The sequence below is a fragment of the Sanguibacter sp. 25GB23B1 genome (assembly GCF_040012415.1).
Classification (GTDB): Bacteria; Actinomycetota; Actinomycetes; order Actinomycetales; family Cellulomonadaceae; genus Sanguibacter.
In genome coordinates, this window is sequence record NZ_JBDYKL010000022.1 from 48,989 (window position 1) to 70,000 (window position 21,012).

The window sequence follows — 21,012 nt, forward strand, 5'->3', positions numbered from 1 at the left end:
CCGCCCTGGAGAGGGCTCATCACTCCATGGTGCCTGACCGTAATCTTCTTGACGCGCTCGGGCGATGGGGACTAGTCCCCTCCGTCGCCCGGCGGCCCGTGGAGCGACATGTTCTAGGCCGTGCGATCCACGAGCGCGTCGGCGAAGGACACCAGGGCGGCCTTGACGGGTCCCTCCGGGAGCGGCGCCAGCTCGGCGACTGCGTCCCGCGCCCACGCGACGGCCTGGGCCCGCGTCTCGGCGACGACGGCGTGGTGGCGCAACGCGCTCACAGCGCGCTCGAGATCGGCGTCCGACGCGAGGTCCCCGTCGAGCAGACCGAGGAGCTCGAGGTCGGCAGGCAGCGCGCCGGCGCCGTCGGCGGACGCCGCAGCGATCCGGCTGCGCAGGAGCAGGACCGGCATCGTCGGGACCTGCTCGCGCAGGTCCGTCCCCGGAGTCTTGCCGGTGAGCCCACCCTCAGAGGTCAGGTCGATGACGTCGTCGGCCAGCTGGAAGGCGACACCGAGCTTCTCGCCGTAGTTCGCGACGACCTCGACCACCTCCGGGCGGCACCCGGCGAACTTGGCACCGAACCGTGCGGACGTCGCGAGGAGGGACGCCGTCTTGTCCGACAGGACGCGCAGGTAGTGCTGCACCGGGTCCTCGCCGCGCGACGGGCCGACGGTCTCGTGGAGCTGTCCGAGGCAGAGGCGCTCGAAGGTCTCGGCCTGGAGGCGGACCGCCTCGGGGCCGAGCCCGGCAACCGTGCGCGACGCCCGGGCGAAGAGGAGATCGCCCGTGAGGATGGCGACGGAGTTGCCCCAGACCTCGTGCGCGGACGGGGCGCCTCGTCGCAGCGGCGCGGAGTCCATGACGTCGTCGTGGTAGAGCGTCGCGAGATGGGTGAGCTCGACGACAACGGCTGCGTCGATCACCTCCGGCCGGGCGGCCTCACCGAGCTCGGCCGTCAGCAGCACGAGCAGCGGCCGCAGCCGCTTTCCTCCGGCGTTGACGAGGTGTCGCGAAGCGGTGTCGGCGAGAGTGTCGGCGTTGGTCACCGAGTCCCGCAGGCGCTCCTCGACGAGAGCAAGGCGGCGCACGAGCGTCTCGGACAGCTCTCCGTCCACGTCCGGCATGCCGATAGCAGCGTTAGTCACAGGTAGAACCTATCCGCTGTCATCCAGTCCTCCGACCGGGACACCCGGCGTCGGCCAGATCTGTGACCGACGTCGCTCCGCGCCCGGAGGGCTCTCGCTCACCGTCTGTGCTCCCTGGCTCGTCCCGGCCGACCACGATCAGCGGATACCGGTGACGTGCGCGACGAGGTCGAGGACCGGCGACGGGAAGACCCCGAGGGCGAGCACCGCCGCAGCCGTGACGCCGATCGTCACCGCAGTCATCCCTTCCGACCGGACGACTGTCACGGCCGGCGCACCGGTGGCGACGAGGACGGAGGACCGTGCCGTGTCGGACGCCTCGGCACCGGCGCTTCCCGTCACCTCCACCGGGGCCATCCCCTCGGGTGACGTGAAGAACATGATGACGACGACCCGGATGTAGAAGAACACGGCGACCGCGGACGCGAGCACACCGACGACGGCGAGGACCGTCGCGTCGCCGAGGACCTCGTTGCCCTCGACGGCCGCCGCGAAGGCTCCGTACTTCGCGATGAAGCCACCGGTGAGCGGGATGCCCGCGAACGACAGCAGGAAGAGCGCGAAGGACGCAGCGAGCCACGGGCGCCGGCGGCCGAGACCGGCCCACTGGCCGAGGTGGGTCGCCTCGCCGAGGATCTCCCCACCGGGACCGACCTCGCGCACGAGCGTGACGACGGCGAACGCACCGATGGTCGCGAGCCCGTAGACGAGCAGGTAGAAGACCACAGCCTTGATGCCGGCGCCGTTGAAGCCGAGGATGGCGACGAGGACGAAGCCTGCGTGGGCGATCGACGAGTAGCCGAGCATCCGCTTCATGTCCGTCTGGGTGGCACCGACGACGGTGCCCACGATCATCGTCGCGATCGCGACGACCCACAGCGCCGCCTTGACGGAGTCGAGCATCTCGACCGAGCCGACGAAGCCGCCCATGTAGAGGAACCGGAGGAGCGCACCGAAGGCTGCGACCTTGGTGCACGCTGCCATGAATCCCGTGATCGGGGTCGGCGCACCCTGGTAGACGTCCGGGGTCCATGCCTGGAACGGAACGGCTCCCACCTTGAACAGCAGGCCGGAGACGACGAGGAGCACGCCGACGAGCCACAGGAGCTCCCAGTTCTCGGGCCCACCGCCCTGGGCGACCGTGGCCGAGGCCGTCCCGATCCCCTGGAGGGTGACCGAACCCGAGTAGCCGTAGAGCAGCGCGGTGCCGAAGAGGAAGAGTGCGGACGCGAAGGCACCGAGGACGAAGTACTTGAAGGACGCCTCCTGGGACAGCAGGCGTCGGCGGCGGGCCATGCCGGAGAGCACGTAGAGCGGCAGCGAGAGCACCTCGAGGGCGATGAACATCGTCACGAGGTCCCCGGCCGCGGGGAAGATGAGCATCCCGGCGACGGCGAACATGAGCAGGGGGTAGGCCTCGGTCTGCTCGAGGCCCTTCCGGCGGGCGAGGTCCTCGTACTCGGAGCCCGGGATCGCGGCAGCGCTCGGCGCGAAGGGGCTCTGCATCGCCACGGTGCGGTCCGAGACGACGAGCAGCGCGAGCAGGGCGAGGAGCGCGATCGTGCCCTGGAAGAGCAGGGCGGTCCCGTCGAGCTGGAGGGCCCCGCCGAGGACGGCCTTCCCGCCCGTCCCGTCCGGCTGGATCCAGGTGGCTCCTTGCCAGACGATGACGCCGAGCGCCGCCGCGAGGGCGGCTGCGGTGAGGACCACCTGGACCGTGCGGCGCAGCCGCGCGGGGACGAAGGACTCGACGAGCACCCCGACGACCCCGGCGCTGACGACGATGATGAGCGGTGTGAGGGCGACCCACTCGACCGCGGGCGCGACGAACACGCCCTCTGCTGCAGCGTTCGCGATCATGAGTCGCTCCCCTCGATGGGCTGGGCGGTGCTGTCGTCGGGCGTGGTGGCGTCGGGCGTGAGCCCCACCTGCTCCACCGTGACCGCAGCGGGCTCACGGACGAGCTCGAGCGCCGCTCCGGGGAGGAACCCGAGGACGAGGAGCCCGACCACCAGCGGTGCAGCGACCCACTTCTCGCGGGCCGACAGGTCCGCCGTCCCGGCGAGCTCGTGGCGCACCGGTCCGGTGAAGATGCGCTGATAGGTGAGCAGGACGTAGAGGGCGGCGAGGATCACGCCCGTCGCGGCGACGACGGCTGCCGCAGGGCTGCGACCGTAGGTCCCGACGAGGACCATGATCTCCGAGACGAACGTCGACAGGCCGGGCAGCGAGAGCGCCGAGAGGCCGGCGACGAGGAACGTGCCCGCGAGCACCGGCACGACCTTCTGCATCCCGCCGAAGTCGCCGATCTGCCGCGAGCGGCCCGTCGTGGACCGCGCGACGAGGAAGCCGGCGACGAGGAAGAGCAGCCCGGTGGAGATGCCGTGGTTGATCATGTAGAAGGACGACCCGGAGACGCTCAGCTGCTCGAACGCGAAGATGCCGAGCACGATGAACCCGAAGTGCGACACCGACGTGTAGGCGACGAGCCGCATGATGTCCTGCTGGCCGAGCGCGAGGAGCGCGCCGTAGAGGATCGACACGACCGCGAGCACGATGATCACCGGCGCGGCCCAGCGGGACGCGTCGGGGAAGAGCGGCAGGCAGAGCGTGAGCATCCCGAAGGTCCCGACCTTGTCGAGCACCCCCACGAGGAGCACGGACGTGCCCGCCGGGGCGTGCTCAGCGGCGTCGGGCAGCCACGAGTGGACCGGGAACAGCGGTGCTTTGATCGCGAAGGCGAGGAAGAACCCGAGGAAGAGCAGACGCTCGGTGGTCTGGTCGAGCGAGAGGCCCACGAGGTTCTCGACGAGGAAGCCCTGCGGGCCGCCCGGCCCCTGGACGTAGAGGGCGATGACGGCCACGAGCATGACGAGGCCACCGGCGAGGGAGAAGATGAGGAACTTGATGGCCGCGTAGCGTCGCCGGGCCCCGTCGCCGAAGCCACCGATCATGAAGTAGACGGGCACGAGCATGGCCTCGAACACCACGTAGAAGAGGAACACGTCCCGCGCCGCGAAGATGAGCACCATGAACATCTCGAGGACGAGGACGAGCGCGAGGTAGTGGCGCAGCCGGACGGGCCCGGGAGCGCGGTCCTGCTCGACGACCTCCGGCCGGTCCATCCCCTGCTCACGCCAGGCAGCCCCGATGACGAGCGGGACGAGGACCACGCTCAGGGCGACGAGCAGCAGCCCGACGCCGTCGACGCCGAGCGCGTAGCTCACGCCGAGCTGGGGGATCCACTCGTGCGTCTCGGTGAGCTGGTGCGTCCCCGCCGCTGAGCGGTCGAACGCCGCGACGGTCACGACGAGCAGCGCGACCTCGGCGAGGGAGAAGCCCAGGGCGAGCGGCCGCGCGAGGCGGACCGAACGCTTCGGAAGGGCCCACAGCACGAGCGCGCCGACGAGCGGCAGCGCTACGAGCAGGGTGAGCCATGGCATGTTCGCGTCGATGTTCATCTGCCCGCCCTCTCAGTTCCACACACTCAGGACGACCACGACGAGCACGCCGAAGCCGGCGAGCATCATGGCGGCATAGGACCGCACGTACCCGTTCTGCATCCGCTTCACGCCGATGCCGAGCACGCCGAGGAGCCCGGCGAAGCCCATGAAGCCGCCGTCGACGACCTTCTTGTCGGCGTACACCAGGGACCGCGTGAGGTACTGCCCAGGGCGCTGGAGGACATTCTGGTTGACGACCTCCTGGTAGAGGTCGACGCGGGCCGCCCGTGTGAGGACCGTGCCGCGTGGCGGCACCACCGGGACCGCGGAGGCGGCGTACTGACGCCAGGCGAGGAACGCGCCGGCGAGGACGAGCGCCAGGGTGGCCACCATGATCACGGGGATCGGCAGCACGGGCTCGTGGTGCTCGACGTGCCCCGTGACGGGCTCCAGCCAGGTGGCGAAGGTACCGCCGATCATGAGGACGCCTCCGAGGGCGGCCGATCCGACGGCGAGGATGATCATCGGCCATGTCATGAGCGCCGGGGACTCGTGCGGGTGCCGCTGCGGGGTCTCCGGGGTCACGGACCCGTCGGACAGCTCGGTGGCCCACCGCTTGTCTCCGTGGAAGGTCATGAAGAACAGTCGCGACATGTAGAACGCCGTGATGCCTGCGCCGACGAGCGCGACGGTGCCGAAGACCCACGGCTGCCAGCCCTGCGCGCCGTCGGCGGCGAACGCGGACTCGATGATCTTGTCCTTGCTCCAGAACCCCGAGAACGGAGGGATGCCGAGGATGGCGAGCCACCCGACGCCGAAGGTGAGCCACGTGATCTTCATGTACTTCGACAGCGCGCCGAAGCGGCGCATGTTCACGTCGTCGTCCATACCGTGCATGACCGAGCCCGCACCGAGGAACATGCCGGCCTTGAAGAACCCGTGCGTGAGGAGGTGGAAGATCGCGAACGCGTAGCCGATCGGGCCGAGCCCGGCGGCGAGCATCATGTAGCCGATCTGCGACATGGTCGAGGCCGCGAGGGCCTTCTTGATGTCGTCCTTGGCGCAGCCGACGATCGCCCCGAAGAGCAGCGTGACCGCACCGACGATCGCCGTGACGAGCAGCGCTGTGGGGGCCTCGGTGAAGATCGGCCCCGAGCGCACCACGAGGTAGACGCCCGCGGTGACCATGGTCGCCGCGTGGATGAGCGCGGAGACCGGCGTGGGTCCGGCCATCGCGTCGCCGAGCCAGGACTGGAGCGGGAACTGGGCGCTCTTGCCGCACGCCGCGACGAGGAGGACGAGGCCGATCGCCGTGAGCACGGCGGTGTCCGTGGACGAGCCCGCACCGGCGAAGACGGTCGCGAAGTCGACCGCGCCGAAGGTGGCGAACATGAGCATGAGGGCGACGATCATCCCGACGTCGGCCACGCGGTTGACGACGAACGCCTTGGTGGCGGCCGTCGCGTTCGCGGGCACGTGGTTCCAGAACCCGATGAGCAGGTACGACGCCAGGCCGACGCCCTCCCAGCCGACGAAGAGCAGGAGGTAGGAGTCCGCGAGGACGAGCGTGAGCATCGCGGCGACGAAGAGGTTGAGGTACGCGAAGAACCGCCGCCGGTCCGCGTCGTGCTCCATGTAGGCGACCGAGTAGACGTGGATGAGCGTGCCGACGAAGGTCACGAGCATGACGAACGTCATGCTCAGGGGGTCGATCCGCAGGCCGGCGTCGACGTCCAGCGTCCCCGCGTCGATCCACGAGAAGAGGTGGACGTCGACGACGCGGTCGTTCGCGTCACGGCCGAGCAGAGCGAGGATGACGAGGAGCCCGACGACGAAGCTCGAGGCCGAGACGAGGACGCCCAGCCAGTGTCCCCAGCCGTCGGCGCGCCGCCCGACGAGGAGCAGGACCGCCGCCCCGACGAGGGGTATGGCGATGAGCAGCCAGGCAGCATCGATCAGTGACGTGTCCAATCCGACCGCTCCCTTTCAGTTCTTCAGCAGGTTGACGTCGTCGACCGACGCGGACCTGCGGGTTCGGAAGATGGACACGATGATGGCGAGACCCACCACCACCTCGGCGGCGGCGACGACCATGACGAAGAAGGCCACGACCTGGCCGGTGAGGTCCCCGTGCATGCGCGCGAACGTGACGAACATGAGGTTCGACGCGTTGAGCATGAGCTCGATGCCCATGAACACGATGATGGCGTTGCGGCGCAGGAGCACCGTCGCGGCGCCGATCGTGAAGAGGATGGCGGCGAGGACCAGATAGTTGCTGAGGTCCATGTCAGCTCTCCTCTTCGGTCGTGTCGGCGGGGTCCCGGCGGGCAGGGCCGGCGAGCCGGCCGGGCGCACCCGAGTCGTCGAGACCGAGGATCTCGGACTCGACCGGTGCGCCGCGCTCCTGCCCGCGGATGCGCAGGACACGCGAGACCGAGGCCGTGATCGGACGGCCCTGCGCGTCGAGCGCGGGCACGTCCATCGCGTTGCGCTGGGCGTACACACCGGGTGCCGGGAGCGGCACGAGCGACCCGCCGCCGGCGACGCGGGACGCCGCCATCTCCTTCTGTCCGACGCGCGGCACGAGCCTCTGCTTGTGCGTGAGCGTCAGGGCGGCGAGGGCCGCGGTGACGAGGAGGATGCCGACGATCTCGAGACCGAAGACGAAGTCGGTGAAGAGGATGCGGGCGAGCCCGACAGGGTTCGTCACCTCGTTCGCCTCGGCGAGCCCGACCCCCTCGGGGAAGGCGACCCGGGTGAGCACACCGACGAGCACCGCACCGAGGCCGAGACCGAGGAGCCACCCGACCAGCCGCTGGCCGCGGATGGTCTCGACGAGGGAGTCCGAGGCGTCCACACCGACAAGCATGATGACGAAGAGGAAGAGCATCATCACGGCACCGGTGTACACGACGATCTGCACGATCCCGAGGAACGGCGCCTCGTTCGCGACATAGAGCACCGCGAGGCACACCATGACGAACACGACGCAGAGCGTCGCGTGGACCGCCTTGCGCGCGAAGACGAGGCCGAGGGCGGCGACGACCATGACGGGTGCGAGGCACCAGAAGAGGACCGCTTCGCCGGCGCCGACCATCAGCGCACCGCCCGGGCGGACGCGGCGGCGGCCTGTGCTGCTGCTGTCGCGGACTCGAGGGTCGCGTCGTCCGGTCGGTGCTCGGCGACCCAGTCGACCTGCTCGGTCGACGGGCCCGTGATCTCGCCGCGGTAGTAGTCGGTGTCGGTCGTCCCGGGCACCATCGGGTGCGGGGCGGCGAGCATCCCTTCGCGCATCGGCGCCAAGAGGTCCTCCTTCTCCCAGATCATGCCCGCACGCGTCGGGCCGGCGAGCTCGTACTCGTTCGTCATCGTCAGCGCCCGCGTGGGGCACGCCTCGATGCACAGGCCGCAGAAGATGCAGCGCAGGTAGTTGATCTGGTAGACGCTCCCGTAGCGCTCCCCCGGCGACCGGTGGGCGCCGTCGGGCAGGGCTGCGTTGTCCGCGCCCTCGACGTAGATCGCGTCCGCGGGGCACGCCCAGGCGCACAGCTCGCAGCCGATGCACTTCTCGAGGCCGTCGGCGTACCGGTTGAGCTGGTGGCGGCCGTGGTAGCGGGGCTTGGTCGGCACCTTCTCGAACGGGTACTGCTCGGTGACCGTCGGCCGGAACATCGAGGACAGCGTGACGCCGAACCCGGCGACGGGCGCGAGGATCTCGGCCAGCCCCGAGGGCTGCTCGATCAGGGGCTCATAGGGCTTCGGATCTTCACTCATCGTGGGCCTCCTTGCCGGTCGCTGGTGGGGTGTCGTCGGACGCGGGCTCTGTGGTCCCTGCGTCTGTGGTGGGGCCTGCCCCGACCGCTGCGCGGGCTCGGCGCTCGGCGCGCGGCGACGGTGGGAGCTTCTGGCCCGGCAGGGGCGGCACCGGGAAGCCGTCGGCGAACGCGTCGAAGGGGGCGTCGGCCGCCGGAGCGGCCTCCGCGCTCTTGCGTTCCGGGATGAGCTGGATGACGAGGAGCACCACGGCTGCCACGACGAAGATCCCGATCCCGACGCTCTGGAGGTTGACGTCGTGGAAGTCGCGCAGGCCGCGGATGACGGAGACGCAGACGATCCAGGCGAGCGCGAAGGGGATGAGGACCTTCCACCCGAACTTCATGAACTGGTCGTAGCGCAGCCGCAGGAGCGTCCCGCGGATCCACACGAAGAGGAACATGAAGCCCCACATCTTCACGAGGAACCACGCGATGGGCCACCAGCCCTCGTTGAACATGCCGTCGTTGACCGACGACAGCGGCCACGGTGCCCGCCAGCCGCCCATGAAGAGCGTCGTGGCGACGGCCGAGACGTTGATCATGTTGATGTACTCGGCGAGGAAGAACCACGCGAACTTCATCGAGGAGTACTCGGTCATGTAGCCCGAGACGAGCTCGCCCTCGGCCTCCGGGAGGTCGAACGGGAGCCGGTTGGTCTCCCCCACCATCGAGATGACGTAGATGATGAACGCCGGCATGAGCGGGATGACGAGCCAGTAGTCCGTCTGGTAGTCGACGATCTCGCTCGTCGACATCGAGCCGACCATGATGAAGACGCTCACGAGCGAGAGGCCCATGGCGAGCTCGTAGCTGATGACCTGGGCGGTGGACCGCACCGCCCCGAGCAGGGGGTACGTGGAGCCGGACGCCCAGCCGCCGAGGATGATCCCGTACACGCCGACCGACGCGCACGCGAGGATGTAGAGCACCGCGACCGGGAAGTCGGTGAGCTGCGCCGGGGTCGAGATGTTCGTGAAGGGGATGGTCACCTGCGGGCCCAGCGGGATGACCGCGAAGGTCAGCAGCGACGCGAACACGGCGATCATCGGGGCGAGGATGTAGACGAACTTGTCCGCCGCCTTGACGGTGATGTCCTCCTTGAGCAGGAGCTTCATCGCGTCGGCGAGCGACTGCAGCAGGCCGAAGGGCCCGTGGACGTTGGGCCCGGGCCGCACCTGCATCCGCGCGACGACCTTGCGCTCGAACCAGATCGCGATGAGCACGCTCGTGAGGAGGAAGACGAGGATGAGCACGGCCTTGACGACGTACGTCCAGATCGTGTCGTTCGAGAAGTCGACCATCAGGCGTCCTGCCCTTCGTGTCGTGCGGCCGCGTCCGTCGAGGGGACGACGCCCGAGAGCCGGACGAGGGAACCGGGAGCTGCGCACAGCGACTGGTGCACCGAGGAGCCCGGCGACCGCATCGGCAGCCAGACCACGTGGTCGGGCATGTCCGTGACCACCACGGGAAGGGTGATGGAGCCGTGGGCGGTCGACACCGTGAGCGGCTCCCCGTCGAGGAGGCCGCCTGCGCGGTCCGGCACCACGACCGAGGCTGCCGTGGCGGCCGAGACCCGGGCGACCGGGCGCTTGGCCGTGCCTGCGAGGAAGGCCTCGCCGTCCTGGAGTCGGCCGGAGTCGAGCAGCATGCGCCACGACGCGAGGACCGCCTGGCCCGGGTCGATCTGCGGCGGCTCGAGCGACTCGACGTCCGGGGCGACGACACGCGTCCCGTCCCAGGCGCCGAGCTGCTCGATCTCGGCCCGCGCTGCACCGAGGGTGGGCAGGCCCAGCTGGACGCCGAGGGCGTCGGCGATCGCGTCGAGCACCCGGTGGTCCGCCATCGCGGTGGACTCGAGCGCCTGGCCGAACGGTCGCACGCGACCCTCCCAGCTCCAGAACGCACCGGCCTTCTCGGCCGGGGGCGCGACGGGCAGGACCACGTCGGCAAGGTCGGTGACGTCGCTGCTGCGCACCTCGAGCGAGACGACGAAGTCCGCGACCTCGAGGGCCGCGCGAGCGCCCACCGGGTCAGGGAGGTCAGAGAGCTCCAGTCCACCGACGACGACGCCGCGCAGCTCGCCCGACGCGAGTGCGCCGAGGATCCCGGCGGTGTCGCGACCGGGAGCCTGCGGGAGCGTGACGGAACCCCAGGCCGCGGCGATGTCGACACGTGCGGCGGCGTCGGCCACCGGTCGACCGCCCGGGAGGACCGACGGCAGCGCGCCCATCTCGACCGCGCCCCGCTCGCCGGCGCGGCGTGGGATCCAGGCGAGACGTGCCCCGGTGCGGTTCGCGAGCCGCAGCGCGGCGGAGAGCCCGCCGGGAACTCCGGCGAGGCGCTCGCCGACGAGCACGACGGCCCGGCCAGGCTCAGCGCCCTCGAGGGCTTCGCGCAGCTCGTCGAGCTCCGGCTCGGTGCCGACAGCGTCGAGCACCTCCGCCTCGGTGCCGGGAGCCGCCCGCAGGAGCGTGCCGCCCTTCTCACCGATGCGCTGGAGGCCGCGGGTGGCGAACGGTGCGACCGCGAAGGCCCGCAGACCGTGCGCGAGCGCACCCTTGCGCAGCCGGAGGAAGACGACCCCGGCCTCCTCCTCGGGTTCGATGCCCACGAGGAGGACGACCTCGGCGTGCTCGAGGTCGGTGAAGGTCACGCCGATCCCCGACCCCGCCACGGCGGCGGCGAGGAACGCCTCCTCCTCGGCAGAGTGGACGCGGGCGCGGTAGTCGATGTCGTTGGTCTCGAGCGCGGTCCGCGCGAACTTCGCGTACGCGTAGGCGTCCTCGATGGTCAGGCGACCACCTGGGAGCACGCCGACCCCGCCGTTCGAGTGTCGGTCCGGCTCACGCGCGGCCCGCAGCCCCTCGGCGGCGGCGTCGAACGCCTCCATCCAGCTCGCGGGTCGCAGCTCGCCACGGAAACCGTCCTCGCCGCGGTCGCGGATCATCGGCGTACGGAGGCGGTCCGCTGCCGTCTGCCATGCGAAAGCGAAGCGGTCCTTGTCGGTGATCCACTCCTCGTTGACGGCGGGGTCGTCGCCGGCGAGCCGGCGCATGACGGTCCCGCGCCGGTGGTCGATGCGGATGGCTGAGCCGGACGAGTCGTGCTCGGACACCGAGGGCGTCGAGACGAGGTCGAAGGGCCGTGAGCGGAAGCGGTAGGCCGCGCCCGTGAGCGCGCCCACGGGGCAGATCTGGACGGTGTTGCCGGAGAAGTAGGAGGCGAACGGTGCGCCGGACTCGTCGGGCTCCGCTCCACCGACGGGGGCGTCGACACCGGAGAGCGCAGGACCGTCGGAGTACTCGTCGGAGACGACGAGAGGATCGGGTGCACCGGTCGGGCTCAGGCCAGGGACGGACGTGTCCGTCGCGAAGCCGAGGACCTCCGGGTCGAAGCGGCCGATCTGCTGCATCGCCCCGCGCTTCTGCAGGTCGATGAACGCGTCGCCCGCGATCTGCTTGGAGAACCGCGTGCAGCGCTGGCACAGGACGCAGCGCTCACGGTCGAGGAGGATCTCCGTGGAGATGGCGATCGGCTTGGGGAAGGTGCGCTTGACCTCGACGAAACGGCTCGTCGGGCGACCGTTGCTCATCGCCTGGTTCTGCAGCGGGCACTCGCCGCCCTTGTCGCAGACGGGGCAGTCGAGCGGGTGGTTGATGAGCAGCATCTCCATGATGCCGTGCTGCGCCTTGTCGGCCACGGGTGAGGTGTGCTGCGTCTTGACGACCATCCCGGGAGTCGCCTCGAGGGTGCACGAGGCCTGCGGCTTGGGCATGGGGCGGACGTTGCCCTCACGGTCCGGGGTCGCGACCTCGACGAGGCACTGGCGGCAGGCTCCGGCGGGCTCGAGGAGCGGGTGGTCGCAGAAGCGCGGGATCTGGATGCCCAGCTCCTCCGCTGCACGGATGACGAGGGTGCCCTTCGGCACGGACATCTCGACGCCGTCGATGGTGAAGCTCACCTCGGCGGGCGGGGCGGGCTTCGCGGCCGGTGCGGCGCCCTGGCCGGGCGCGACCTTCTTCGTGTCGTCGGTGACGCTCATCAGTGACCTCCCGCGGCGACGCCGGCGAGGACGCCGTCGCGTGCTCGCGGCGTGTAGTCGAACAGCGCTGAGCGCTCGGGCGGGAAGAGCTCGCTCGCAGGGGTGTGCATACCGGCCTCGAACTCCTCACGGAAGTACTGGATCGCGGACGTGATGCACGAGGTGGCACCGTCGCCCAGGGCGCAGAACGCCCGACCGAGGATGTTGTCGCACGTGTCGAGCAGCGTGTCGATGTCGCTCTGCGTGCCGTGACCCGCCTCGATGCGGCGCAGGACGAGCTTCATCCAGTAGGTGCCCTCGCGGCAGGGGGTGCACTTGCCGCAGGACTCGTGGGCGTAGAACTCCGTCCACCGGGTCACGGCGCGCACCACGGACGTCGTCTCGTCGAAGATCTGCAGGGCGCGGGTACCGAGCATGGATCCGGCGGCCGCGACCGACTCGTAGTCGAGGGGGACGTCGAGGTGCTCCGCCGTGAAGATCGGTGTGGACGAGCCACCCGGCGTCCAGAACTTCAGCTCCCGCCCGCCGCGCACCCCGCCCGCCATCTCGAGCAGCTCGCGGAGCGTGATGCCGAGCGGCGCCTCGTACTGCCCCGGCCGGGTCACGTGCCCCGACAGCGAAAAGAGGCCGTGGCCCGCTGACTTCGCGGTGCCCATCGACGTGAACCACGCGGCGCCACGCGCGACGATCTGCGGGACGGACGCGACGGACTCGACGTTGTTCACCACGGTCGGGCGCGCATAGAGACCGGCGACGGCCGGGAACGGGGGCTTGAGCCGCGGCTGGCCGCGCAAGCCCTCGAGGGAGTCGAGCAGCGCAGTCTCCTCGCCGCAGATGTAGGCACCGGCACCGGCGTGGACGGTGACGTCGAGGTCGAAGCCCGAGCCCTGGATGTTCTTGCCCAGGTACCCGGCCGCGTACGCCTCCTCGACTGCGCGCAGGACGCGTCGGTAGACGTGGAGGACCTCGCCGCGGATGTAGATGAACGCGTGGTTGCAGCCGATGGCGTAGGACGTGATGATGACGCCCTCGACGAGGAGCTGCGGGCTCCCGAGCATGAGCGGGATGTCCTTGCAGGTCCCCGGCTCGGACTCGTCGGCGTTGACGACGAGGTAGCGCGGGCCGCCGTCGGGCGCAGGGAGGAAACCCCACTTCATGCCTGTGGGGAAACCGGCTCCGCCACGACCCCGCAGCCCGGAGTCCTTGACGGTCTGCACGACGTCCGCGGGCGCCATGGCCAGCGCAGCGGTCAGGCCTTCGTAGCCACCGTTGTCGAGATACGTGGCGAGCGTCCACGAGCTCTCGGCGTCCCAGAAGGAGCTGAGAACCGGTGCGAGGTGAGTGCTCACTTGCCGTCCTCCTGCGTCGTGTCGGTGTCGTCGTCAGGGGGCGGAGTCGAGGACGTCGACGTCTGCGTGTGCGACGACGTGTCGGCCGGCCCCTCGGGAGCGCGCTCGGCGCTCGACTGCTCGCCACCGGTCGTCGGCGTCGCCGCTGACTTCGCGGCGGCGTCCTTGCTCTCGGTGGTCGCAGCGGACTCGGTCGAGCCCGGCGTCGCCGCTGCGCCGCCGTCCTCGGCGTCGGCCGCCGGTGCCTTCTCCGGCGCTTCCCAGCCCCTCTCGCGCGCCAGGCGTGTGCCCTCCGTCGTCGCAGGGCCAGCACCGATGCCCTCGTCGGCGCGGCCGTCGCTGAAACCGGCGAGCACGCGGGACATGGCCTTGAAGGAGCACACGGACGATGCACCACGCGTCGGCACGACGTCCTTGCCGAGCCGGAGGTCGTCGACCACCTCGGAGGCGCTCGCGGGCGTCTGGTTGTCGAAGAACTCCCAGTTGACCATCATCACGGGCGCGTAGTCGCAGGCGGCGTTGCACTCGATGCGCTCGAGCGTGATCGCGCCGTCCTCGGTCGTCTCGTCGTGGCCGATGCCGAGGTGCTCGGACAGCTCGTCGAAGAGCTCGTCGCCGCCCATGATCGCGCAGAGGGTGTTCGTGCAGACGCCCACCGTGTACGTCCCGTTGGGACGACGCTTGTACTGCGTGTAGAAGGTCGCGACCGCGGACACCTCTGCCGGGGTGATGCCCAGCGTGTGCGCGCAGAAGTGGATGCCGTCCCGAGAGACGTAGCCGTCCTCGGCCTGCACGAGGTGGAGCATCGGCAGGAGCGCAGAGCGCGGGTCCGGGTACCGGGCGATGATCTGCGCCGAGTCGGCGGCAAGCCGGGCGTGGGTCGCGGCGTCGTAGCCGCCGCGCGTGCGCTGGGCGCCGTCGCCGGCACCACCCGCGTGGGTGTCGGTGGTCATCGGTCCACTCCTCCGAGAACGGGGTCGAGCGAGGCGACGGCCACGACGACGTCGGCCACCTGGCCGCCCTCGCACATGAGCCCGACGGCCTGCAGGTTGTTGAAGGACGGGTCACGGAAGTGCGCCCGGTAGGGGCGGGTCCCGCCGTCGGACACGAGGTGCGCACCGAGCTCACCACGCGGGTGCTCGACAGTCTGGAAGACCTGACCGACCGGCACCCGGAAACCTTCGGTGACGAGCTTGAAGTGGTGGATGAGGGCCTCCATCGAGGACCCCATGATGTCCTTGATGTGGTCGAGCGAGTTGCCCATGCCGTCGGTCCCGATGGCGAGCTGGGCGGGCCAGGCGATCTTCTTGTCCGCGATCATCACGGGGTCGCCCGTCGTCTTCTCGAGCCGCTCGATGCACTGCTGGGCGATCCGCAACGACTGGTAGCACTCCTCGATCCGCAGGACGACGCGCGAGTAGCAGTCGGCGTCCGTCGAGGTCGGCACGTCGAAGTCGTACGTCTCGTAGCCGCAGTAGGGCTTGGCCTTGCGGACGTCGTAGGGAAGACCTGCGGAACGCAGGACGGGGCCGGTGATGCCGAGCGCCATGCAGCCGGCGAGGTTGAGGTGGCCGACGCCCACGAGGCGCGCCTTGAAGATCGGGTTGGCGAGCAGGAGGTCGCCGAGCTGTTTGATGTACTTGCGGACCTCGACCTCGACCCGGCGGAACTCTTCGCCGAGCCCGGCCGGGACGTCCTGGGCGACGCCGCCCGGGCGGATGAACGCGTGGTTCATCCGGAGCCCGGTGATCATCTCGAAGATCCGCAGGATCTCTTCGCGCGCCGTGAAGGAGATGGTCATGACGGTCGTCGCGCCCATCTCGTTGCCACCCGTGCCGAGGCAGACGAGGTGGCTGGCGATCCGGTTGAGCTCCATGAGGAGCACACGGATGACCTGCGCCCGCTCGGGGACGTCGTCAGCGACGCCGAGCAGCCGCTCGACGCCGAGGCAGTACGCCGCCTCCTGGAAGAACGGCGCGAGGTAGTCCATGCGGGTGCAGAACGTCACGCCCTGCGTCCACGTGCGGAACTCCATGTTCTTCTCGATGCCGGTGTGGAGGTAGCCGACGCCGCATCGGGCCTCGGTGACCGTCTCGCCGTCGATCTCGAGCATGAGCCGGAGCACGCCGTGGGTCGACGGGTGCTGCGGGCCCATGTTGACGACGATGCGCTCCTCGCCGAGCTCGGCGGCCTCGGCCGCGATCTCGTCCCAGTCGCCGCCGGACGCCTCGAAGCTCCGGACGCCCTCGTCGTCGAGCGGCGCGCGGGTGGCACGGGGGGCTCGTCCTGCGGTCGTCGACGCGTTCATGAGTAGGACCTCCTCTGGTCGGCCGGCGGGATGGTCGCGCCCTTGTACTCCACGGGGATCCCGCCGAGCGGGTAGTCCTTGCGCTGCGGGTGACCTGGCCAGTCGTCGGGCATCTCGATGCGTGCGAGCGCAGGGTGGCCGTCGAAGACGATGCCGAAGAAGTCCCACGTCTCGCGCTCGTGCCAGTCGTTCGTCGGGTACACGGTGGTGGTCGACGGGACGTGCGGGTCGGCGTCGGGCACCGACACCTCGAGGCGCAGGCTCCGACCGTGCGTCACCGACGTGAGGTGGTAGACGGCGTGCAGCTCCCGTCCGGCCTCGTGCGGGTAGTGCACGCCCGAGACCCCGAGGCTCATCTCGAACCGGAGGTCCTGGTCGTCGCGGAGCGCCTGGCAGACGGCCACGAGGTGCTCGCGCGCCACGTGCAGCGTGAGCTCCGAGTGCTTGCTCGACTCGAAGGGCGGGTCGACGAGCACGGACTCTATCGCGGAGTCGAACGGGACGCCGGCCTCGGCGAGGACCTCGGCGAGGACGTCCACGGCCTCGTCGTACCAGCCCCCGTAGGGCCGCGGGCTGGTCCGCTGCATGACGACCTGACGGGTCAGTCCGCCGTATCCGGACGTGTCGCCCGAGCCGTGCACGCCGAACATGCCTGTGCGTACCTCGACGACCTCGAGCGGTGTGCCCGGGGAGAAGACGCTCGGTGCGCTCGACGCCCCGCCGGCCGGCGCGGTGCCCTCGGCGAGCACGTCGCCGCCCGGTGTCACCGTGCTGCCCGGGGTGGCCTCCGTGGGGGTCGGTGCCTGTGTGCTGTCGGTCTTCGGGGTGCTGTCCTGGTTCTCGGTGCTCACCGCAGGAGCCCCTTCATCGCGGAGGTGGGGGTCGCCTCGAGCGCGGCCGCCTCGACGGCACGCGCGGTCTCACGGCGGTTGACGCCGAGCGGCTCGGTCTGGATCTGCTTGTGCAGCTCGAGGATCGCGTTGATGAGCATCTCCGGGCGCGGCGGGCAGCCGGGGAGGTAGATGTCGACGGGGACGATGTGGTCGACACCCTGGACGATGGCGTAGTTGTTGAACATGCCGCCGCTCGAGGCGCACACGCCCATGGACAGGACCCACTTGGGCTCGGCCATCTGGTCGTAGACCTGACGGACGACCGGGGCCATCTTCTGGCTCACGCGCCCGGCGACGATCATGAGGTCGGCCTGGCGCGGCGAGGCCCGGAAGACCTCCATGCCGAAGCGGGACAGGTCGAAGCGGCTCGCGCCCGCGGCCATCATCTCGATCGCGCAGCACGCCAGCCCGAAGGTCACGGGCCAGAGCGACCCCTTGCGGAAGTACCCCGCGAGGTCTTCGACCGTGGCCAGGAGGAATCCTGAAGGAGCCTCTTCGATCCCCATGGTGTCAGTACCTTTCGTCGCGCGGTTCGACCGGGCAGCTGCTGCCCGGGACGGTGCTGTGGGCTCGGTTCACTCCCACTCGAACCCGCCCCTGCGCCACTCGTAGATGAAGGGGACGGTGATGAGGGCGAGGAAGGCGAGCATCGCGACGAGCCCGAAGGTGGCGAGCGTCGCGAAGTCCACGGCCCAGGGGTAGAGGAAGACGACCTCGATGTCGAAGATGATGAACGTCATCGCGACGAGGTAGTACTTCACCGGGAAGCGGCCGCCCCCGGGCGCGAGCGGTGTCGGCTCGATGCCGCACTCGTACGCGTCGAGCTTCGCCCGGTTGTAGCGCTTGGGTCCGATGAGCGCGCTGGCTCCGACGCCCCCGAGGGCGAGCACCATCGCGATGCCCATGAGGACGAGGAGCGGGACGTAGGGATTTGTCATGCTTTCGGCACCACCCTCGTGAGTCCCGCGATGACGCGGTCGACGACGTCGCCACCGTGGGGTTCGTAACAGTCGGACAGGAGCTTGACGACGAGCTTCATGATGAGCGGCTGCGGCAGCCCGTACCTCGTGCAGATCCGCATGACCTGGGGGTGCTCGATGAGCTTCACGAAGTAGCGACCGAGCGTGTAGTACCCACCGAGGTCGCGGGACATGATCTCGGGGTAGGTGGCGAGCGCACGCTCGCGCGCCGCGTCGGTCGTCCGCGAGCGCGCCTGCGCGATCGTGTCCGCGGCCACCCGGCCGGCCTGCATGGCGTACGCGATGCCTTCGCCGTTGAAGGGGCTCACCATGCCGCCGGAGTCGCCGACGAGCATCATGCCGCGGGTGTAGAGCGGCTTGCGGTTGAACGCCATGGGCAGCGCAGCACCGCGCACCGGCCCGATCTGGTTCTCGGGCGTGAACTCCCACTCCTCCGGGGCGTTGGCCATCCATCGGGCGAAGAGGTTCTTGTAGTCGATCTTCGTCGCCGCGGCGGTGGAGGACACGGAGCCGAGGCCGACGTTCACCGTCCCGTCGCCGAGCGCGAAGATCCAGCCGTACCCGGGCAGGAGGTTCGACTTCCCCGGGACGCCGTCCCAGAGCTCGAGCTGGGACTCCATCCACGGGTCGTCGTGCCGCGGGCTCGTGAAGTAGGTACGCACCGCGACGCCCATCGGGCGCTTGAGCGACTTCTCGATGCCGAGCGCGATGGCCATGCGGGCCGAGACGCCGTCGGCGGCGATGACCACCGGTGCACGGTAGGTCACCTCGTCGCCGGCCCGACGGCCGTTGTCGTCGACGGGCCGCGCGGTCACGCCGACCACGCGGCCGGTGCGCTCGTCGAGCAGCGGGCCGGTGACGTTCGTGCGCTCCATGAGCTTGGCGCCGGTGCTGCGGGCGTGCTCGGCGAGCGTCTGGTCGAGGTTCATCCGCGAGCGGGCGAGACCGTAGGAGGGGTAGGCCTTGAGCTCGGGCCAGGGAAACTCGAAGGAGCGCCCGCCGGCGACGGCACGGAGGCCGATGTTGCGGATCCAGCCGTCCTCTTCGCGGATGGGGACGCCCATGCGGACCATCTCGCCGACGGCGCGCGGGGTGAGACCGTCGCCGCAGATCTTGTCCCGGGGGAAGGAGGACTTCTCGAGGAGGAGGACGTCGAGACCGGCGGCCGCACAGTAGTGGGCAGCGGTCGACCCGGCAGGCCCCGCCCCCACGACGATGACGTCGGCGTCATCTGTCCTGTTCAGTCTCATGTCTCCGCCTGTCCACGACCAGCCTGACGTGCCTGCACGATCCCGGCGTCGTGGCCGGTCCTCGGCCTGGACGCGCGTCGAGATCGCCGTATTTGTGAAGCGCGTCACAAACACAGTGGCCACTCTAGTCATGTGGGCTCGCCCTGTCTGCTAAGGCTTCCCTTGGTTGCCGACGCGCCGTCAGGGTTGGCACGAGGGCGCTCCGACACGACCGGATGCCGGCCCGAGCACCCCCCTAAACCTTTAGGTCGTTTTGGTCCCGATTGATCCCCGTCTACGGTGGAGGCCGACGACCCGGCGGTCGAGCCCGGCACGCCGAACATCACGGGGCGCTCCCCAGCTCACGGGGACCTCCCCAGAGTGGAGACGACGCATGATCAGCACCACCAGGCGAACCGCCGCGCTCTCCGCGATCGCGGTCGCACTCACCGGACTCGGCGCCCTCGCCACCTCGACGACCGCGGCCGCCGCCGCCGGCTGCCAGGTCGAGTACGACGTCACCGGCCAGTGGGGCGGGCAGTTCCAGGGCAGCGTCGCCGTGACGAACCTCGGCTCCCCCGTGTCGACGTGGACCGTCGGGTGGACCTATGCCGACGGCCAGAAGGTGAGCCAGCTGTGGAACGGCGTCGCGAACCAGTCCGGAGCCACCGTGTCCGTGTCGAACGCCTCGTACAACGGCTCGCTCGCCACGGGATCGAGCACGACCTTCGGGTTCATCGGGACGTGGGACGGCTCGACGAACGCCGAGCCGACGTCGTTCACCCTCAACGGGACACCCTGCACCGGGACGAGCACCCCTGAGGAGCCGCCGGTGACCCCGACCCCCACGGCAGAGCCCACAGCAGAGCCCACCCCCGAGCCCACCGAGGAGCCGACGGCACCGCCGGCGACGACGAGCGGGCTGTTCGCCGACACGGACACGCAGTCCTACGTCGCGTGGTCGGCGGCGAGCGGCACCGACAAGGCGCTCCTCGCGAAGATCGCGCTCACGCCGCAGTCCCTCTGGGTGGGCGACTGGACGGACGCGACGCTCGCGAAGGAGGACGTCGCGGCGTACACCGGACGGGCAGCAGCGGCAGGCAAGACCGGCACCCTGGTCGTCTACGCCATCCCCGGCCGCGACTGCGGCAACCACTCGGCCGGCGGCGTCGCCACGAGCGAGTACGCCGCGTGGATCGACACGATCGCCTCGGGCATCACCGGCGAGCCGATCATCGTCCTCGAGCCCGACGCCCTCGCCCAGCTCGGCGACTGCGACGGCCAGGGCGACCGCGCAGGCTACCTCTCCTACGCCTCGCAGAAGCTGTCGGAGGCCGGCGGACGCGTCTTCATCGACATCGGCCACTCCGGCTGGCTCCCCGCGACCACCGCAGCCGCGCGGCTCAACCAGATCGGCTTCCAGCACGCCGAGGGGTTCGCGCTCAACACGTCGAACTACCAGAGCACCGCTGACTCCCGCGCCTACGGCGAGACGGTCTCCGCAGCCGTCGGCGGGAAGCCGTTCGTCATCGACACGTCGCGCAACGGCAACGGGTCCAACGGCGAGTGGTGCAACCCGCGCGGCCGTGCCCTCGGCGAGCAGCCACGGCTCGTCTCCGACGGGACCCACCTCGCGGCGCTGCTGTGGGTGAAGCTCCCCGGCGAGAGCGACGGGTCCTGCAACGGCGGCCCCGGTGCCGGCCAGTGGTGGCAGGAGATCGCCCTCGAGATGGCGCGCAACGCCAGCTGGTGACGCACCGCTAGGGCTCAGAGAGCGACAGAGGCCCGCTCCCGTCCGAGCCGCTCAGACGGGT

17 protein-coding genes are annotated in these 21,012 nt (G+C 70.2%); 1 reads left to right on the plus strand and 16 read right to left on the minus strand.

All coding sequences use genetic code 11. The features are described from left to right. Positions 1–113: 113 nt before the first annotated feature. The 16 genes from ABKW26_RS12910 to ABKW26_RS12985 form a co-directional block, all read right to left on the minus strand. A complete protein-coding gene (locus ABKW26_RS12910; RefSeq protein ID WP_348594192.1) occupies positions 114–1,118 on the minus strand; it encodes a polyprenyl synthetase family protein in 1,005 nt (334 codons plus the stop codon). Between the two features lie 159 nt (positions 1,119–1,277). Then, on the minus strand, positions 1,278–2,999 hold the full coding sequence (gene nuoN, locus ABKW26_RS12915) for an NADH-quinone oxidoreductase subunit NuoN (protein ID WP_348594175.1): 1,722 nt from the start codon (positions 2,997–2,999) through the stop codon (positions 1,278–1,280). Continuing rightward, a complete protein-coding gene (locus ABKW26_RS12920) occupies positions 2,996–4,600 on the minus strand; it encodes an NADH-quinone oxidoreductase subunit M (RefSeq protein ID WP_348594176.1) in 1,605 nt (534 codons plus the stop codon). The genes nuoN and ABKW26_RS12920 overlap by 4 nt, the downstream gene beginning before the upstream one ends. Before the next feature lie 12 nt (positions 4,601–4,612). Next, a complete protein-coding gene (nuoL, locus tag ABKW26_RS12925; protein WP_348594177.1) occupies positions 4,613–6,553 on the minus strand; it encodes an NADH-quinone oxidoreductase subunit L in 1,941 nt (646 codons plus the stop codon). Positions 6,554–6,568: 15 nt separating this feature from the next. Beyond that, positions 6,569–6,868, minus strand: coding sequence for an NADH-quinone oxidoreductase subunit NuoK (gene nuoK, locus ABKW26_RS12930; protein ID WP_098455199.1), 300 nt, complete (start codon positions 6,866–6,868; stop codon positions 6,569–6,571). Position 6,869: 1 nt separating this feature from the next. Beyond that, positions 6,870–7,679 carry an NADH-quinone oxidoreductase subunit J gene (locus ABKW26_RS12935; RefSeq protein ID WP_348594178.1) on the minus strand — a complete coding sequence of 270 codons (810 nt, stop codon included), beginning with the start codon at positions 7,677–7,679 and terminating at the stop codon, positions 6,870–6,872. Next, a complete protein-coding gene (gene nuoI, locus ABKW26_RS12940; RefSeq protein ID WP_348594179.1) occupies positions 7,679–8,356 on the minus strand; it encodes an NADH-quinone oxidoreductase subunit NuoI in 678 nt (225 codons plus the stop codon). Before nuoI ends, ABKW26_RS12935 begins: the two co-directional genes overlap by 1 nt. Next, the gene (nuoH, locus tag ABKW26_RS12945; protein ID WP_348594180.1) at positions 8,349–9,698 is read right to left on the minus strand and encodes an NADH-quinone oxidoreductase subunit NuoH; all 1,350 of its coding nucleotides are present in this window, start codon (positions 9,696–9,698) and stop codon (positions 8,349–8,351) included. Before nuoH ends, nuoI begins: the two co-directional genes overlap by 8 nt. Next, positions 9,698–12,439, minus strand: a complete 2,742-nt coding sequence (locus tag ABKW26_RS12950) for an NADH-quinone oxidoreductase subunit G (protein WP_348594181.1) — start codon at positions 12,437–12,439, stop codon at positions 9,698–9,700. The genes nuoH and ABKW26_RS12950 overlap by 1 nt, the downstream gene beginning before the upstream one ends. After that, positions 12,439–13,788, minus strand: a complete 1,350-nt coding sequence (gene nuoF / locus ABKW26_RS12955; RefSeq protein WP_348594182.1) for an NADH-quinone oxidoreductase subunit NuoF — start codon at positions 13,786–13,788, stop codon at positions 12,439–12,441. The genes ABKW26_RS12950 and nuoF overlap by 1 nt, the downstream gene beginning before the upstream one ends. Further along, positions 13,785–14,741 (minus strand): NADH-quinone oxidoreductase subunit NuoE, encoded by a 957-nt coding sequence (gene nuoE / locus ABKW26_RS12960; RefSeq protein WP_348594183.1) that lies wholly within the window; start codon positions 14,739–14,741, stop codon positions 13,785–13,787. The genes nuoF and nuoE overlap by 4 nt, the downstream gene beginning before the upstream one ends. Then, a complete protein-coding gene (locus tag ABKW26_RS12965) occupies positions 14,738–16,096 on the minus strand; it encodes an NADH-quinone oxidoreductase subunit D (RefSeq protein ID WP_348594184.1) in 1,359 nt (452 codons plus the stop codon). Before ABKW26_RS12965 ends, nuoE begins: the two co-directional genes overlap by 4 nt. Continuing rightward, a complete protein-coding gene (locus ABKW26_RS12970; RefSeq protein ID WP_348594185.1) occupies positions 16,093–16,947 on the minus strand; it encodes an NADH-quinone oxidoreductase subunit C in 855 nt (284 codons plus the stop codon). Before ABKW26_RS12970 ends, ABKW26_RS12965 begins: the two co-directional genes overlap by 4 nt. Further along, positions 16,944–17,495, minus strand: a complete 552-nt coding sequence (locus ABKW26_RS12975) for an NADH-quinone oxidoreductase subunit B family protein (protein ID WP_348594186.1) — start codon at positions 17,493–17,495, stop codon at positions 16,944–16,946. The genes ABKW26_RS12970 and ABKW26_RS12975 overlap by 4 nt, the downstream gene beginning before the upstream one ends. A gap of 69 nt (positions 17,496–17,564) precedes the next feature. Beyond that, positions 17,565–17,927 (minus strand): NADH-quinone oxidoreductase subunit A, encoded by a 363-nt coding sequence (locus ABKW26_RS12980; protein ID WP_348594187.1) that lies wholly within the window; start codon positions 17,925–17,927, stop codon positions 17,565–17,567. Beyond that, a complete protein-coding gene (locus tag ABKW26_RS12985) occupies positions 17,924–19,219 on the minus strand; it encodes a geranylgeranyl reductase family protein (protein WP_348594188.1) in 1,296 nt (431 codons plus the stop codon). Before ABKW26_RS12985 ends, ABKW26_RS12980 begins: the two co-directional genes overlap by 4 nt. A 373-nt stretch (positions 19,220–19,592) precedes the next feature. On the opposite strand from ABKW26_RS12985, the gene ABKW26_RS12990 reads away from it, so the two are divergent. Then, entirely contained in the window at positions 19,593–20,951 is a 1,359-nt protein-coding gene (locus ABKW26_RS12990) for a glycoside hydrolase family 6 protein (protein ID WP_348594189.1), read from the plus strand. Positions 20,952–21,012: the final 61 nt, after the last annotated feature.